This is a genomic window from Mesorhizobium sp. USDA 3734 (assembly GCF_056279665.1).
In genome coordinates this window covers 5961338-5978282 of sequence record NZ_JBWCCW010000001.1, presented here as the reverse complement: position 1 = coordinate 5978282, position 16945 = coordinate 5961338, and the positions used below count along the sequence as shown (strand labels likewise).

Sequence of the window (16945 nt, the reverse complement as noted above, 5' to 3'; positions counted from 1 at the left end):
TGATGGAAGCCACCATTGCCTTTCCCGTGCTGGTCGGTCTCGTCGCCGTCGCGCTGTTCTTCGATTTTCTCAACGGCCTGCACGACGCGGCCAACTCCATCGCCACCATCGTCTCCACCCGCGTGCTGAGGCCGCAATATGCGGTTCTGTGGGCGGCTTTCTTCAATTTCATCGCCTTCATGTTCTTTGGCCTCCACGTTGCCGAGACCGTGGGCAAAGGCATCGTCGACGTCAGCATCGTCACCCCGGCGGTGATTTTCTCGGCGCTCGTCGGCGCCATCGTCTGGAACATCGTCACCTGGATCGCCGGCATCCCATCGAGCAGCTCGCATGCGCTGATCGGCGGGCTGGTCGGCGCCGGCGTTGCAAAGGCTGGGTTCGGTGCCATCGTCTGGACGGGACTCGGCAAGACGGTCGCCGCAATCGTCGTATCGCCGGCGACCGGGTTTATCCTGGCACTTGTCCTGATCCTTGCCGTTTCCTGGCTCTTCGTGCGCCAGACGCCGTTCGCCGTCGACAGCACCTTCCGCGTCATGCAGTTCTTTTCCGCCTCGCTCTATTCGCTCGGGCACGGCGGCAACGACGCCCAGAAGACCATGGGCATCATTGCCGTGCTGCTTTATTCGCAAGGCATGCTCGGCGGGACTTTCTATGTGCCGCTCTGGGTCGTCCTCACCTGCCAATCGGCGCTGGCGCTCGGCACCCTGTTCGGCGGCTGGCGCATCGTCCACACCATGGGCTCGAAGATCACCCGGCTGAACCCGATGCAGGGTTTTTGTGCCGAGACCGGTGGGGCGATCACCCTGTTTGCCGCGACCTGGCTCGGCGTTCCCGTGTCGACCACGCACACCATCACCGGCGCCATCATCGGCGTCGGCGCCGCCCGCCGCGTCTCGGCGGTGCGTTGGGGCATTGCCGGCAACATCGTCATTGCCTGGATCGTCACCTTGCCGGCCACCGCTCTGATTTCGGCGCTCACCTACCTCGCGGTTGGCCTGGCGAGGTGAGGTGAAGAGATCTACCTGTCCACAAGGTTCAGGATGTTGCCGTCAGGATCCTTGAACCATGCGACCTTCATGCCGTAACCGACATGGACGTCGCCCTCCAGCGTCAGGCCAGGCATCTCATAGTGCTCGAAGGCGACGCCCTTCGACTTCAGCGCCTTGACGATGTTGCCGATCTCGTCGCCAACCATCCATGTCACCGCCGTTGCTTTGTTGGTTCCGGCAAATTGGGAATGATAGACGTTGAGGGTGGTATCGCCGCTTTTGTACACGATCAGTTCGCCGCCCTCATCGTGCACCTGTTTCAGGCCAAGTGTTCCCTCATAGAAAGCCTTGGCCTTTGCCAGGTCCTTTACCGCCAGGTTGGCCGTTGCGTTGCTGTTTGCGAGCATAATCGCCTCCTTCTCCGATTGTCGGTCCGGTGCTGGTCGTTGAAATAGGTCTCCTCGACTGTTTGACGACTGCCGGCTGGCCTGATTGGTGGCCGCACCGGCACTCGATCATCTGGAAGACGTTTGATGCTGATGGAATCCGACAGGCCCCGTCGTTTTTCGGGGCACGCCAAGGCAGCCATTGCTCCACGGCTTGGTTCTGTTCGGAAACTGCATTATCTCAGGCGCAAGCTGCGTAAGGAAAAACTGCCATGTCCGTCACCAAGGAAATCGTCACCGAGCGTCTGAAGACGGTCAACGGGCCGGATTTCACCGGCAACATCGTCGATCTCGGCATGGTTTCGGAGATTTTCATCGCCGACGGGAAAGTGTTCTTCTCGATTACCGTTCCCGCCGCCCGTGCCCAGGAAATGGAACCGCTGCGTGCCGCCGCCGAGCGTGTCGTCAAGGCGATCCCCGGTGTCGCCGGCGCCGTCGTCGCGCTGACGGCCGAAAAGAAGGGCGGCGGCATGGAAGCGCCGGTTCCGACGCGCCCCGCACCCAGGCCGGCGCCACCGGCTCCTCCCGCAGCCGCCGCGCCGCGCGCCGCTCCACATGCTCCGGCTTCGCAAAGCTCGGGAAAGCGTGGCGTGCCCGGCATCGAGGCGATCATCGCGGTCGCCTCCGGCAAGGGTGGCGTCGGCAAGTCGACCACCGCCGTCAACATCGCGCTTGGCCTGGCCGCCAACGGCTTGCGCGTCGGCGTGCTTGATGCCGACATCTACGGCCCGTCCATGCCCAGGCTGCTCAACATCCACGGCCGGCCGCAGACCGTCGATGGCAAGATCCTGAAGCCGATGGAGAATTACGGCCTGAAGGTGATGTCGATGGGCTTCCTCGTCGACGAGGAAACGCCGATGATCTGGCGCGGCCCGATGGTGATGTCGGCGCTGACGCAGATGCTGCGCGAGGTCGAGTGGGGTCGGCTCGACGTGCTCGTCGTCGACATGCCGCCCGGCACCGGCGACGCGCAGCTGACCATGGCCCAGCAGGTGCCGCTGGCCGGCGCCGTCATCGTCTCGACGCCACAGGACCTGGCCCTGATCGACGCGCGAAAAGGCCTCAACATGTTCAAGAAGGTCGACGTGCCGCTGCTCGGCATCGTCGAGAACATGAGCTATTTCATCGCCCCCGACACCGGTAAGCGCTACGATATCTTCGGTCATGGCGGCGCCCGCCGCGAGGCTGAGCGTCTTGGCGTCACCTTCCTCGGCGAAGTGCCGCTCGAAATGGGCATTCGCGAAAGCTCGGATGCCGGCACGCCGGTCGTCGTCTCGAAGCCCGACGGCCCCGAAGCAAAAATCTACCGCGCCATCGCTTCGAAGGTCTGGGACCGGGTTAATGAAGAACGCGGTGCCGCGGCAGCCGCCGTGCCGAGTATCGTCTTCGAGTGATGTCCGCCTGAAGGCTTAACCGCCCACCTTCTCGCTGAAGCTGGAAAAAAACTGTCCGGCCAGTTTCTTCGACGTCGATTCGATCAGCCGGCTGCCGAGCTGGGCGATCTTGCCGCCGACATCGGCCTTGGCCGCGTATTTCAACACCGTGGTATCCGGTCCATCCGCCGTCAGCGTCACGTCGGCGCCGCCCTTGGCGAAACCGGCAATGCCGCCCTTGCCTTCGCCCTGGATGGTGTAGGAGTGCGGCGGCTTCAGGTTCTTCAGCGTCACTTCGCCGTTGAACGTCGCCTTGATCGGCCCGATCTTCACCACCACGGTCGCCGCCATTTCGGTCGGCGACTTCATCTCCAGGCTCTGGCAACCGGGAATGGTCGCCTTCAAGACTTCGGGATCGTTCAGCGCTTCCCACACTTTCTGCAGGGGCGCGGCAATGCGTTCCTCGCCTTCGATCACCAAAGCCATGAAAACCTCCCGGACAAGACTGCCTGAAGCCCTAACGCACAGCTGGGTGCGTGTCTATCACACCAAAGTCCGGTTGCGACCGCACGCCCTCTTGCCTGCTTACGCGCGTTGCCATATCGATTTGTCTTACAAATACGGAGACCACGATGGCAGGCGCCCCCACCAGGAAGAAAATGTTTCGCTCGCAGGAGTGGTTCGACAATCCCGACAATCCGGGCATGACCGCGCTCTATCTCGAGCGCTACCTGAATTACGGCCTGACGCGCGCCGAACTGATGTCCGGCAAGCCGCTGATCGGCATCGCCCAGACCGGCTCCGATCTGTCGCCTTGCAACCGCCACCATATCGAACTGGCCAAACGCGTGCGCGAAGGCATCGTCTCTATGGGCGGCATTCCGTTCGAGTTCCCCTGCCATCCGATCCAGGAGACCGGCAAGCGCCCGACCGCAGCACTCGACCGCAACCTTGCCTATCTCAGCCTGGTCGAGGTGCTCTACGGCTATCCGCTCGACGGCGTGGTGCTCACCATCGGTTGCGACAAGACTACGCCGGCCCTGCTGATGGCTGCGGCCACGGTCAACATCCCGGCCATCGCCCTGTCGGTCGGCCCGATGCTCAATGGCTGGCACAAGGGCAAGCGCACCGGCTCCGGCACCATCGTCTGGGAATCGCGCCAGCGCCTGTCGGCCGGCGAGATCGGCTATGACGAGTTCATGGACATCGTCGCCTCGTCGGCTCCGTCCACCGGCTATTGCAACACCATGGGCACCGCCACCACCATGAACTCGCTGGCCGAGGCGCTCGGCATGCAATTGCCGGGCTCGGCAGCCATTCCCGCGCCCTACCGCGAGCGCGGCCAGATTTCCTATGAGACCGGAAAACGCATTGTCGAGATGGTGCATGAGGATCTGAAGCCGTCCGACATCATGACGAGAGAGGCTTTCGAGAACGCCATCGTCGTCAATTCGGCCATTGGCGGCTCGACCAACGCGCCGATCCATCTCAACGCCATCGCCCGCCACCTTGGAGTCAGGCTCGACAATGACGACTGGCAGACGGTCGGCCTCAATGTGCCGCTGCTGGTCAATTTGCAGCCGACGGGCGAATATCTCGGCGAGGACTACCATCATGCCGGCGGCGTGCCGGCGGTCGTGGCCGAACTGATGAAGGGCGGGCTGTTGCCGCATCCCGGCGCACGCACCGTCAACGGCAAGTCGATCGGCGACAACTGCGAGGGCGTCGCCAACGAAAACCCCGACGTCATCCGCTCTGTTGCCGAGCCGCTGAAGGCCAATGCCGGTTTCATCAACCTCAAAGGCAATCTGTTCGATTCGGCGATCATGAAGACCAGCGGCATCTCGCCCGAATTCCGCGAGCGCTATCTGTCCAACCCCAAGGATCCCGAGGCTTTTGAAGGCAACGCCATGGTTTTCGACGGGCCGGAGGATTACCACGCCCGCATCGACGATCCGGCGCAAGGCATCGACGAACACACCATCCTGTTCATGCGCGGCGCTGGTCCGGTCGGCTATCCCGGCGGTGCCGAGGTCGTCAACATGCAGCCGCCGGCCTACCTCATCAAGAAGGGCATCCACGCGCTTGCCTGCATCGGTGACGGCCGCCAGTCGGGCACGTCGGGTTCGCCGTCGATCCTCAACGCCTCGCCGGAAGCCGCCATCGGCGGCGGCCTGGCGCTGCTCAAGACCGGCGACCGTGTCCGCATCGACCTGCGCAAGGGCACGGCCGATATCCTCGTCACCGACGACGAGATCACCCGGCGTCGTGCCGAACTGCAGAACAATGGCGGCTATCACTATCCCAAGCACCAGACGCCCTGGCAGGAGATCCAGCGCGGCATGGTCGCGCAGTTCTCGGAGGGAATGGTGCTGAAGCCGGCGGTGAAATACCAGGATGTCGCGCACACCAGCGGTGTCCCCAGGGACAATCACTGACACGCATCGACAACTGGCGGCTTGATCAATCAGGTCGCCAGTCCCGACCAATAAGTCGAGCCCGTCACCATCCTTGACAAGCCCGCGCGATGTATCCACCATCATGACAAGGGGTGCATCGCGACGACCCCGTGAGGCGTCAGCCCAACGTTCGCGTCCAAGCTTCTCTTCCAGGAGGTGGACGCCATGCCGTCAACAACCGCTATCACTGTATCGCAGCTGTCCCGTCTGATCGGCCTGCCGGGTGCGCCTGTCATCATCGATGTCCGCATCGATGACGATTTCGACGCCGATCCACGCTTGTTGCCGGCCTCCTGCCGGCGCGATTTCAAAACCGTTTCGACCTGGGCCGCCGCATTCGCCGGCAAGCCGGTGGCCATCGTCTGCCAGAGGGGGCAAAAGCTCTCGCAAGGCGTCGCCGCATGGCTGCGCCATGAGGGGATTGCCGCCGAATCCCTTGAAGGCGGGTTTGAGGCCTGGCGCGATGCCGGGGGGCTTTTGATCCACACCGCCAAGATGCCGCCACGCAATGAAAAGGGCGCCACCGTCTGGGTGACGCGATCGCGCCCGAAAGTCGACCGCATCGCTTGCCCCTGGCTGATCCGGCGTTTCCTCGACCCCGACGCGGTGTTCCTGTTTGTCGAACCCGCTGAAGTATTGGCTGTTGCCGACCGCTTTCAGGCCGTGCCGTTCGACATCGACAATGTGTTCTGGAGCCATCGTGGCGAACGCTGCACCTTCGACACGATGATCGAGGAGTTCGGGCTGGAATCCGAGGCGCTCGATCGCCTTGCCGCAATCGTGCGCGCGGCCGACACCGCAAGCCTCGATCTCGTGCCGCAGGCGGCCGGCTTTCTGGCTGCCTCGCTTGGTCTCTCGCGTATGTTCCGCGACGATCTGGAACAACTGGAAGCAGGCATGCTGCTCTACGATGCGTTCTTCCGCTGGTGCCGCGACGCCACCGAAGAAACGCACAACTGGCCCGGTGCAGGTAAGCCGTCATGACCATTCTTGTCCCGGACAACAAGGCGGCGACCGTCGAGGCGCCGGCTGCACCGACCTTCGCCGAGGCCACGAAGGTCTGGGCGAAAATCGGACTGCTCAGCTTCGGCGGGCCGGCCGGGCAGATCGCCTTGATGCACAAGGAACTGGTCGAGGAGCGGCGCTGGATCGGCGAGCAGCGTTTCCTGCACGCGCTGAACTACTGCATGCTGCTGCCTGGTCCGGAAGCCCAGCAACTCGCCATCTACATCGGCTGGCTGCTGCACAGGACGATCGGCGGCCTTGTCGCGGGCATCCTGTTCGTCATACCGGGCGCGCTCGTCATGCTCGCCTTGAGCAGTCTCTACGTCCTCTATGGCGACATGCCCCTCGTCTCGGCGCTGTTTTTCGGGGTGAAGGCGGCGGTGCTTGCCATTGTCATCGAGGCGGTGATCCGGATCGGACGGCGCGCCCTGAAAAACCCAGTCATGGTATCGATCGCGGTCGCGGCTTTCATCGCCATCTATGCGTTGAATGTGCCGTTCCCGCTCATCGTCCTGCTCGCCGGCCTGACCGGATGGCTGGGGAACCGCGTTGCTCCCGGCCTGTTCTCCGGCTCGGCACATGGCAAGGACGATGTTGCAGACTTCAAGGGAGCGGTCGACCTCATGTTCGAACGTGGCGAGCTCGCTCATGTCAAACCGACGAAATGGCATGCACCGCGCACCGTGGCGATCTGGCTGCCACTCTGGCTCGGGCCTGTTCTTGCGATCTGGTGGTTCACCGGCTCCGCAAGCGTCTGGACCGAGATAGGCCGGTTCTTCAGTCTCATGGCGGTCGTCACTTTCGGTGGCGCCTATGCGGTCCTCGCCTATGTCGCACAGGCGGCCGTCCAGTCCTTCGGCTGGCTGGCGCCTGGCGAAATGGTCGATGGTCTTGGGCTTGCCGAAACGACACCAGGTCCGCTCATCCTGGTGCTGCAGTTTGTCGGCTTCATCGCCGCATTCCGCCACGCCGGATCGCTGGATCCGTTGCTAGCCGGATCGCTGGGGGCGTTGCTCACTCTGTGGGTGACCTTCACGCCCTGCTTCTTCTGGATATTCCTCGGCGCGCCCTACATCGAGGCCCTGCGCGGCAACAAGGCCTTGTCGGCCGCACTGGGTGCGATCACCGCCGCAATTGTCGGCGTTATCATGAATCTCGCTTTGTGGTTTGCCTTGCATGTCATTTTCCGTGAGGTGCATGCGACGGGTCTCGGCATGAATGTGCCGGTCCTTTCGTCGATCGACTGGCGCGCGGCGCTGCTTTCCGGCGCCGCCATGATCGCCATCCTGAGGCTGAAAATCGGCATGCTGCCGACGCTTGCCGCATCCGCCCTTGCCGGGGTCTTGCTGTTGGCGGCGGGTGGCTAGTGCATGTCGCCCAAAAGTGACCTCGGTTTTGGGAGAACGACATGCATAAAAACAAAGCCCTAAAGCGCGTCGCCTGAATCCGCTCAAACGCGACGCGCTTTAGATGTCCGCCTTCCTTTGTATTCCGCTTGCGAACCACCTAAGTGGTTGGAAACGGATCGGAACATCATGGCGGGACGACGCTCTTCCCTCGGCTTCCTCGGACTATTCGGCCGCTCGGGCGATCTCAGGCAGCTCGACGCCGCATTGCGTGGTGCGGACCTTCATCCCGCCCTGGTGCCGGAGGGCGTGAAACTCACCATCGTCAATCTGATGAAGGATCACTGGCCCGATGAGCCGCCGCCGCAAGCCTATCCTGAAGTGGCGCGGCTGTGCAGCTATTGCATTGCCGGACCGGAAACGTTCGAGCAGGCCAACGGAACGGAAGCGAGGCTCGAGGCGGAACGCCGGATCGAGGCGGCGGTGGACGCCGGAGACAGCCTCGATGCGCAAATCGTGCTGATGACACTGCACGCCAAGCTGATCAGTGCCGAGGTCGTCGAGCGCTACGGGCTGGGCGCCGAATAGCTGCTCCGGCGAGCGTTCCTTATCCACCCATGCTGCCGCGCGGCAGCTTGATCATATCGCCAAAGCGGGCGCGCAATCTGTCGTCGATCAGCTTCGGCACATGGCGCGGAAAGCGCTCGGCAAGCACGCGTTTCTTCTCGATGATGGCCCGCTGCAAGATGTCGGGCCGGCCCTTTTCGTTCCATTCCTTGGGCGAAAAGCGATCGCCGACGGCGGGATAGAAATACTCGGTCTGCATCAGCCGCAGCGTCTGCTCATTGCCGAGATAGTGGCCAGGTCCCTTCAGGCAGACATCGGCGATGGTGTCGATCGACAGCGCCTCGTCCGTCACCTCGATGCCGCGCACGCAGCGCAGGCAGTGGCCGATCATGTCATTGTCGATGATCAGGCTTTCCAGGCAGAAGCCGAGCAGCGAGGCATGCATGCCGGCCGATTCGTAGACCAGGTTGAGCCCGGCAAGGCCGGCCATCACATCGGTGATGCCCTTTTCATAGCCGGACTGGATGTCGGGCAGTTTCGAATCCGTCATGCCCGCGGCCGAACCGCCCGGCAGGTCGTAGAATTGCGCCATCTGCGCGCAGGCCGCGGTCAGCACTGCCTGCTCGGCCGAACCGCCGGACATGGCGCCGGTGCGCAGATCCGAAACGAACGGCCAGGTGCCGAAGATCGCCGGATGGCCCGGCTTGATGGCGTTGACATAGACCAGACCGGCCAGCACTTCGGCCACTGCTTGCACCACGGCACCGGCAATCGCCGCTGGTGCCGTCGCACCCGCCTGGCCGGCCGAAAGCAGAAGAATCGGGATGCCGCCCTCGACGCAGGCCTCGAGCACGCCGCAGGCGTCCTCGGCGAACTTCATCGGCGGCACGACGAAGCAGTTGGAATTCGACACGAACGGCCGGGCGCGGAAATTCTCCTCGCCGCCGGCAATGGCATAGAGCATTTCGAGCGCCGGCTGCACGTTCTCGCGTACCGTGAATGAGGTGCCGACATGTTTGGACGTGCCCATCACGCACGCATAGAGCGTGTTGAAGTCCATTTCGAGCGGATCGGGAATATCGCGCGGCACCATCGGTCGCTGGAAGAAATGGATGTTGTCGAGCCCATCCACGAGGCGGGCGGCGTCATAGATGTCCTGCAGCAGCGATTCGCGGTATTCGCGCTTTTCGACATCGACCAGATGCACGGCGGCGCCCGCCGTGCCGTAATGCACGCGCTTGCCCTTGATCAGCATGTCGTGCTTGGGGTCCTGGCCGTGCAGGGTGAAATGCCGTGCCGCTTTCTTGATCGTGTCGAGCACGAGCGCGCGGGGGAAGCGGATGCGGCCATCGTCGCCATAGCTGGCGCCGGCCTCGGTCAGGGCTTCTATGCAGGAGGGAATGGCATTGGCGAAACCAACCGTTTCCAGGAGCGTCAGCACCGCTTCGTGGATGCGTTCCTGGTCGTTCCGGGTCAGCGGTCCGTAGCTGCCGCCTTCGAGGCCGGCACGCACCGGCTTGATGTCGTCGGCCAACGGCGCTGCCCGCATGGCGCGGCGCGCTTCGCGCCCGCCGGAGCGGCGCGAACGCTGATCCGCCGCCGCTTCCTGCTTTTCAAGAACTGACATGGAGACACTCCACCTTTCTGAGAAGCAGGGCGCGGCGGTTGGTCCACCATCGGCTGCTTCTTCCCCTTATGCCCCCGACTATGCCGCCGGCATTGGCACAGCCTATGAGCCAGCCGGTCCGGTTGCATATGCCAGAGGGCTAAAGGACGGAGCCACGCCTGCGCGGCTCCGTCCAAGGGGGAAGGCGACGGATCAGGCGGCCGCGGGCCTGCGTCCGGCGGCGGTGGCCAGTTCGCGGATGCCTGGCTCGATGTGCTGCAGCGCGATCGACGAGATGCCCAGCCGCATGAAACGCGAAGGTTTTTCAGTGCGATCGAAGAAACGGTCGCCCGGTTCGATGATGACACTGCGCGAGGCTGCGGCCTCGGCCAGCCCGCGCGCATCGGTGCCGCGCGGTCCCTCGAGCCACAGCGACGTGCCGCCGGCCGAATCGGTCGAACGCCATTCCGGCAGGAAAGCGGAAATCGCATGGACCAGCCGCTTGCGCCGCTCGTCGAAGGCTGACGACAACCGCCGCACCAGTGCCTCGTGGTGGCCAAGCGACAGGAAGAGTGCTACGGCGCGCTGGTTGTTGGCCGGCGGATGACGCAGCATGAAGCGGCGCAGCGCCCTGAGTTCGGAGATCAGGCCAGCCGAAGCGACGATGTAGCCAAGCCGCAGGCCCGGAGCCAGCGTCTTCGACATCGAGCCGACATAGACGACGCGGCCGGAACGATCGAGGCTCTTCAACGCCTGCTGCGGCGCTTCGTCGAGAAGCTGGCTGTCATAGCCGTCCTCGATGATGATCTGGTTGTAGCGGTTGGCCCGCGCCAGAAGATCCTGCCGCCGTTCCGCCGACAGCGGCACCATGGTCGGGCAATGGTGGCTGGGCGTGACGAAGACGAAACCGGAATCATTGGCAATAGAAGAGGTTACGATGCCGGACTGGTCGACCGGCACCGGCTGTATCTCGGCCCCCGCAAGGCGGAAGATCGAGCGTGCGTCAGGGTAGCCGGGGTCCTCCATAGCTACTTTCGAGCCCTTGGCCATCAGCAGCGTCGCCAGCATATAGAGCGCATTCTGGGCGCCGAGTGTGACGATGATCTCGTCGGGATTGGCGAAGATGCCGCGCCGGGGCAAGAGCCGCGCCTGGATCTGCTCGATCAGCAGCGGATCGTCGCGGTCGACCATGTCGGACGCCCAGTTGCGGATCTCGAGCACGGCAAGCGCCATGCGGTTGCACTCGCGCCACTCGGCGGTCGGGAACAGCGCCGGATCGAACTGGCCGTAGACGAAGGGGTAGGACGACTTGATCCAGTTCTCGTGCTTGGCCGGCGGCGGCATGTCGCTGGCGGCGATCTTGCGGCGTGCCTTCCAGTCGATCTCGTTGGCCTGGTCGGGCGCCTTCTGGTGCGGCTTGGCCGGCGTCGCCAGCACATCGGGATTGACGAAATGGCCACGCCGCTCGCGTGCCACCAGGAAACCCTGGTCGACGAGCTGCTGGAATGCCAGCACCACGGTTCCGCGCGCCACGCCGAGTTTTTCGGCCAGGATCCGGCACGAAGGAAGCGGCATCGAAGCGGCGATCTGGCGGTCGAGAATGGCGGCCACGATGGCTTGGCGAATCTGCGCCTGCAGGGTCTGGCCAGATTCCGCCGAAATCCGGAACAGGCCGGACCAGATCGCCGTGTCGTTTCGCTGTGGCATGGAAGATGTTCCTCGATGGCCAGCTTTTTTCGCTTGGCTGGACCAGCCGAACGTAACCGTGGCACAAGGGGTTGCGCCAATCAATTTTTCTGATCGTTGGGATTTATGCCAGTGATCCTTCACGCCATTTTGATGCTGCGCTGCGGTATGCGGGGTGACGCGGCGCGTCATCCCGGCGATGACTCCGTGCGTCATCGCTGCGCATTGAAACGAGTGGAATTCGGCTCAATAGATTGTCGCGACGACACGCGCCGGAAACATCCGGTCCGTAATGATGGCTCGAGGTCTCGGAGTTTGGCAGTGGATCAATCGTCCTTTCAAAAGCAGCTCGCCGCGTTGCGCGATCATCGCGCCGAGGCGCCCGCCAGCATGCGCCAGGCTTTCGCCGCCGACCCCAAGCGCTTCGAGACCTTCTCCGCCACCGACGGCGACCTGCTGCTTGACTGGTCGAAATGCGCGGTCGACGCGCTCACCATGGACTTGCTGGAAAAGCTCGCCAAGGCGGCCGATCTCGAAGGCCGCCGCGCCTCCATGTTCGCCGGCAAGAAGATCAACGTCACCGAGGACCGCGCCGTGCTGCACACGGCGCTGCGCAACCTGACCGGCAAGGGCGTCACCGTCGACGGCCAGGACGTCAAGGCGGATGTCATCGCCGTGCTCGACGCCATGGGCGCCTTTGCCGATGCCGTGCGTTCGGGTAAGGCGGCCGGCGCCACCGGCAAGAAGATCACCGACATCGTCAACATCGGCATCGGCGGCTCCGATCTCGGCCCGGCCATGGCGACGCTGGCGCTCGCACCCTATCATGACGGGCCGCGCGCACATTACGTCTCCAACATCGACGGCGCTCATATCCACGACACGCTGAAGGGGCTGTCCGCCGAAACCACGCTTTTCATCATCGCCTCCAAGACCTTCACCACCGTCGAGACGATGACCAACGCCGAAACCGCCCGCAAATGGGTGCAGAAGGCGCTCGGCAAGGAAGCGGTCGGCCAGCATTTCGCCGCCGTTTCGACCGCGCTCGACCTTGTGGCCAAGTTCGGCATCGCGCCGGATCGCGTCTTCGGCTTCTGGGACTGGGTCGGAGGCCGCTATTCGCTCTGGGGCGCGATCGGCCTGCCGGTGATGATCGCTGTCGGCCCAAGGAATTTTCGCGCTTTCCTCGATGGCGCGCACGAGATGGACGAGCATTTCCGCACCGCGCCCGTCCAGGAGAACCTGCCGGCGCTGTTGGGGCTGGTCGGCTGGTGGCATCGCGTGATCTGCGGCTACCCGGCGCGCGCCGTCATCCCTTATGACCAGCGCCTGTCGAGGCTGCCGGCCTATCTGCAGCAGCTCGACATGGAATCGAACGGCAAGAGCGTCACCCTCGAAGGCACGGCGGCGGCGACGCCGACCGGGCCGCTGGTCTGGGGCGAGCCCGGCACCAATGGCCAGCATGCCTTCTTCCAGCTGCTGCACCAGGGCACCGATTTCATTCCGGTCGAGTTCCTCGCCGCGGCCGTTGGCCACGAGCCCGATCTCAAGCACCAGCACGATCTGCTGCTCGCCAACTGCCTGGCGCAGTCGGAAGCGCTGATGAAGGGCCGCGCGCTGGAGGAGGCGCGCGCGCAGATGCTGGCCAAGGGCATGAAGCCGGCCGAGGTCGACAAGATAGCCCCGCATCGCGTCTTCTCCGGCAACCGGCCCTCGGTGACCATCCTCTACCGCAAACTCGACCCGCGCACCTTCGGCCGGCTGATCGCGCTCTACGAGCACCGCGTCTTCGTCGAGGGCACGCTGTTCAACATCAACTCCTTCGACCAGTGGGGCGTCGAGCTCGGCAAGGAATTGGCCACCGGCCTTTTGCCTGTCGTGGAGGGCAAGGAAAGCGCCGCCAACCGGGATGCATCGACCGCTGGCCTTGTGGGATTCATCCACCATTTGCGTGGCTCGGAGTGAAAAGCTTGGCAGACATCAAGGGAATATTGTTCGACAAGGACGGGACACTTGTCGACTTCAACGCCACCTGGCTTGGCGTTGCCGATTTCATGGCCATGGATGCGTCGGAAGGCGATCGCTGGAAAGCCGACAGGCTGCTGGCGGCCGCCGGATTCGATTTCGCCAACAAGCGTTTCAAGCCGGATTCCATCTTTGCGTCCGGCACCAATCTCGATGTCGTCGAATTGTGGTTTCCGCGCCTGTCCGACGAGGATCAGATGCTTCAGGTTGCCCGCTTCAACGAGATCACCTCGATGCAGGGCTCGGCTATGGCCGTGGCGCTGCCGGGAATCGTCGACACGCTGACAGCGTTGCACAGGAAGGCCTACCGGCTTGGCGTCGCCACCAACGATTCCACCAGCGGCGCGGAAAAGACGCTGATCACGCTCGGCGTCGCCCAATTGTTCGACGCGGCCTATGGCTACGACGCGGTGGCCAATCCGAAGCCGGCGCCCGACACGATCCTGGCCTTTTGTGATCTCACCGGCCTCAGGCCGGCAGAGGTCGCCATGGTGGGCGACAACAGGCACGACCTCGAAATGGCGCGTGCCGGTGGCTGCGGGCTGGCGGTTGGCGTGCTCTCCGGCACCGGCACCCGCGAATCGCTGTCCGGCATTGCCGACGTTGTGCTGGATTCCGTTGCCGATCTGCCGGACTTTCTCTCGGCGCGGGTCAAGGAGACGATCTGATCCCGTCGGTGGACGCGGCCGCCTTTTCAGCCCTCGAAGCGAAAGACACCGCTCGGCTGCAGCGCGCTGTCTTTCGCCTGGCCGAAATCCGGCACCTTGTATTCGGCGAGCAGGCGCAGCCGCGATCGTGGCAGATAGGCGCGGCCAGGATCGCCGACCAGGACCTCGATGCCGGCATTCAGGCAGCGTTCGAGAAAAGGCATGACGCGGTCGGCGACGTCCTGTCCGTAGAACACATCGCCGGCAAGCACGAGGTCGACCGCGGGTGGAGAACCCCTGGTGATATCGTCTGCGATCACGGTGATGGCGACGCCGTTGGCCGCCGCGTTGAGAGCGAGAGCGGCAACGCCGTTGCGGTCGATCTCGGCCGCGATGACGTCGCGCGCCCCAGCCATGGCGGCGGCAATGCCGACAAGGCCGGAACCGGCGCCGAGGTCCAGCACGCGGCGACCGGCCACCGTCTGCGGGTGATCCAGTATGTGGCGCGCCAGCACCGCGCCGCCGGCCCAGACATAGGCCCAGTAAGGTGGCTGCGGCTGAGGTCCATCGTTGTCCGCCTCGACCATGTCGTCATCGGCGTTGGAACTTTGGTGCGGATCGGTAAGCCGCCTCAGGCCACTGGCCGGATGCGGCGTATGAAGCCGGATCTCGGGAAGCGACGGCACCGGGGCGATGCGCATGTTCGCCCTGATGAACACTGTCGGGTCAGGACGGCAAAGTGCGTCCACGGCCTGCGGGCCGTCGGCTGCCGTCATTCGCGCAGCGCTCGCCGCAGGATCTTGCCGACCGGTGTCTTCGGCAGCTCGGTGCGGAATTCGATGTATTTGGGCCGCTTGTAGCCGGTCAGGTTCTCGCGGCAAAAGGCGGTGAGCGCCTCGGCCGTCAGCGCTGGATCCTTCTTGACCACGAACAGTTTCGGCACCTCACCCGAATGCTCGTCCGGCACGCCGATCGCCGCCACTTCGAGCACGCCCGGATGCATCGCCACGACTTCCTCGAGCTCGTTCGGATAGACGTTGAAGCCCGAGACCAGGATCATGTCCTTCTTGCGGTCGACGATCTTTGTGTAGCCGCGCTCGTCCATGAAGCCCATGTCGCCGGATTTGAAGTAGCCGTCCTCGGTCATCACCTTGGCGGTCTCATCCGGCCGGTTCCAGTAGCCCGCCATCACTTGCGGTCCCCGGATGCAGATTTCGCCGACCTCGCCGAGCGGCAGGTTGTTGCCGTCATCGTCGCGGATGGCAATCTCGGTCGAGGGCAGCGGCAGGCCGATCGTGCCGGTGAAGTCGCCGGCGGTGAACTTGTTGGCGGTGGCCACCGGCGAGGTTTCCGAGAGGCCGTAGCCTTCGGTGACCGGACAGCCGGTCAGCGCCTTCCAGCGTTCGGCGACGCCCTTCTGCACCGCCATGCCGCCACCCAGCGTCAGCACCAGCGGCTTGAAGTCGAGCTTGCGGAAATCCTCATTGTTGAGCAGCGCGTTGAACAGCGTGTTGAGGCCCGGAAAGATGTGCACCGGATATTTCTGCAGTTCCTTGACGAAGCCGGGAATGTCGCGCGGGTTGGGAATGAGCACATTGCGGGCACCCTGCTGCATGCCCATCAGCGCGTTCACCGTCAGCGCGAAGATATGATAGAGCGGCAGCGCGCAGATGAAGTTGGGGTGTGCCGGTTTCGGCTTGAGCGTATAGGCGTCCTCCATCCACTGCGCGTTCTGCACGACATTGGCGAGCACGTTGCGGTGCAGCAGCGTGGCACCCTTCGAGACGCCCGTGGTGCCGCCCGTATATTGCAGGAAGGCGACATCGTCGGCTGCCACCTTGGCCGGCGTGAAGGTCTCGCCGGCGCCGGCCTTCACGGCGGCGTTGAACTTGATATGGCCGGGCAGCGACCAGGCCGGCACCATCTTCTTCACGCGGCGCACGACGAAATTGACGATGGTGCCTTTCAGGCCGCCGAGCATGTCGCCCATCGCGGCAACCACCACATGCTTGACCGCCGTCCTAGCGATCACCGCCTGCAAGGTGTTGGCAAAGTTCTCCAGGATGACGATGGCTTGCGCACCGGAGTCCTTCAGCTGATGTTCGAGCTCGCGCGGCGTGTAAAGCGGATTGATGTTCACCACGACAAAGCCGGCGCGCAAGACGGCCATCATTGCCACCGGATATTGCAGCACGTTCGGCATCATCAGCGCGACGCGCGCGCCTTTCTGAAGGCCCTTCGATTGCAGGTAGGCGCCGAAGGCCGCCGACAGCCGCTCGACATCGGTGTAGCTGATGGACTTGTCCATGCAGGTAAAGGCCGGCTGCGCGGAAAATTGCTTGCAGGCGCCAACCAGGAAATCGCCGATCGAGCTGTAGGGCAAGGGACCAATTTCGGCCGGCACGTTTTTCGGATAGCTCTTGAGCCACGGCTTTTCCGGCAGCCCGGCGGCGAGAGCCGTAAGCGCTTTCGGCAACCCCTTGGCTGAGGCGGGCTTCGCTTCCGGTGGTGCCTTCGCCGTTGCAGTCTTCGCTGCCGGCTTGACAGCGGCTGCCTTTGCGGTGGCCGTCTTTCCGGTCACGGGCTTGGCCGGGGCTTTGGCCGCCGGCTTTGCGCTTGCCTTTGCTGGCACGCTGGCCGCCTTCGGCTTGGCCGCGGCGGTTTTGGCAACTGGCGCTTTCGGCTTGGCCGCACCGACTGCCTTTGGAGCCGCCTTGGCCCCCGCTTTCACCGGCGCCGTCGTCTTTGATGCTTTTGCCACCCGTTACCTCCCTCGACAATTCTTGTTCATCCGCG

At 63.8% G+C, this 16945-nt stretch carries 14 protein-coding genes; 8 read left to right on the top strand and 6 right to left on the bottom strand.

Going from position 1 to position 16945, the window contains the following annotated elements:
* Positions 1-2: 2 nt before the first annotated feature.
* Positions 3-1007 (top strand): inorganic phosphate transporter, encoded by a 1005-nt coding sequence (locus ACZ89F_RS28630; protein WP_476095357.1) that lies wholly within the window; start codon positions 3-5, stop codon positions 1005-1007.
* Between the two features lie 11 nt (positions 1008-1018).
* Here ACZ89F_RS28630 and ACZ89F_RS28625 read toward each other — a convergent pair whose 3' ends face one another.
* Positions 1019-1396 (bottom strand): VOC family protein, encoded by a 378-nt coding sequence (locus ACZ89F_RS28625; protein WP_476095356.1) that lies wholly within the window; start codon positions 1394-1396, stop codon positions 1019-1021.
* A 251-nt stretch (positions 1397-1647) separates the two neighbouring features.
* Here ACZ89F_RS28625 and ACZ89F_RS28620 point away from each other — a divergent pair, with 251 nt between their 5' ends.
* Positions 1648-2829, top strand: coding sequence for an Mrp/NBP35 family ATP-binding protein (locus tag ACZ89F_RS28620; RefSeq protein WP_476095354.1), 1182 nt, complete (start codon positions 1648-1650; stop codon positions 2827-2829).
* Between the two features lie 15 nt (positions 2830-2844).
* Here ACZ89F_RS28620 and ACZ89F_RS28615 read toward each other — a convergent pair whose 3' ends face one another.
* The gene (locus ACZ89F_RS28615) at positions 2845-3294 is read right to left on the bottom strand and encodes an SRPBCC family protein (RefSeq protein ID WP_476095352.1); all 450 of its coding nucleotides are present in this window, start codon (positions 3292-3294) and stop codon (positions 2845-2847) included.
* 146 nt (positions 3295-3440) lie between these two features.
* On the opposite strand from ACZ89F_RS28615, the gene ACZ89F_RS28610 reads away from it, so the two are divergent.
* The 4 genes from ACZ89F_RS28610 (at position 3441) to ACZ89F_RS28595 (ending at position 8206) form a co-directional block, all read left to right on the top strand.
* Complete coding sequence (locus ACZ89F_RS28610; RefSeq protein WP_476095350.1) at positions 3441-5246, top strand: IlvD/Edd family dehydratase; 1806 nt, start codon at positions 3441-3443, stop codon at positions 5244-5246.
* A 186-nt stretch (positions 5247-5432) separates the two neighbouring features.
* Complete coding sequence (locus ACZ89F_RS28605; protein ID WP_476095349.1) at positions 5433-6251, top strand: chromate resistance protein ChrB domain-containing protein; 819 nt, start codon at positions 5433-5435, stop codon at positions 6249-6251.
* A complete protein-coding gene (gene chrA, locus ACZ89F_RS28600) occupies positions 6248-7639 on the top strand; it encodes a chromate efflux transporter (protein WP_476095347.1) in 1392 nt (463 codons plus the stop codon). Before ACZ89F_RS28605 ends, chrA begins: the two co-directional genes overlap by 4 nt.
* 168 nt (positions 7640-7807) lie before the next feature.
* Positions 7808-8206 (top strand): hypothetical protein, encoded by a 399-nt coding sequence (locus ACZ89F_RS28595; RefSeq protein WP_476095345.1) that lies wholly within the window; start codon positions 7808-7810, stop codon positions 8204-8206.
* Positions 8207-8225: 19 nt separating this feature from the next.
* Here ACZ89F_RS28595 and ACZ89F_RS28590 read toward each other — a convergent pair whose 3' ends face one another.
* Positions 8226-9812, bottom strand: a complete 1587-nt coding sequence (locus tag ACZ89F_RS28590; protein ID WP_476095343.1) for a trimethylamine methyltransferase family protein — start codon at positions 9810-9812, stop codon at positions 8226-8228.
* 192 nt (positions 9813-10004) lie between these two features.
* A complete protein-coding gene (gene pdxR, locus ACZ89F_RS28585) occupies positions 10005-11498 on the bottom strand; it encodes a MocR-like pyridoxine biosynthesis transcription factor PdxR (RefSeq protein WP_476095341.1) in 1494 nt (497 codons plus the stop codon).
* A gap of 294 nt (positions 11499-11792) precedes the next feature.
* Between pdxR and pgi the strand changes: the two genes are divergently transcribed.
* Positions 11793-13442, top strand: coding sequence for a glucose-6-phosphate isomerase (gene pgi, locus ACZ89F_RS28580; RefSeq protein WP_476095339.1), 1650 nt, complete (start codon positions 11793-11795; stop codon positions 13440-13442).
* Between the two features lie 5 nt (positions 13443-13447).
* Entirely contained in the window at positions 13448-14170 is a 723-nt protein-coding gene (locus ACZ89F_RS28575; RefSeq protein WP_476095337.1) for an HAD family hydrolase, read from the top strand.
* 26 nt (positions 14171-14196) lie between these two features.
* On the opposite strand, the gene ACZ89F_RS28570 is transcribed toward ACZ89F_RS28575, so the two are convergent.
* Both ACZ89F_RS28570 and ACZ89F_RS28565 read right to left on the bottom strand, forming a co-directional pair.
* A complete protein-coding gene (locus ACZ89F_RS28570; protein WP_476095336.1) occupies positions 14197-14925 on the bottom strand; it encodes a class I SAM-dependent methyltransferase in 729 nt (242 codons plus the stop codon).
* Positions 14922-16910, bottom strand: a complete 1989-nt coding sequence (locus tag ACZ89F_RS28565; RefSeq protein ID WP_476095334.1) for a long-chain-fatty-acid--CoA ligase — start codon at positions 16908-16910, stop codon at positions 14922-14924. Before ACZ89F_RS28565 ends, ACZ89F_RS28570 begins: the two co-directional genes overlap by 4 nt.
* Positions 16911-16945 lie beyond the last annotated feature (35 nt).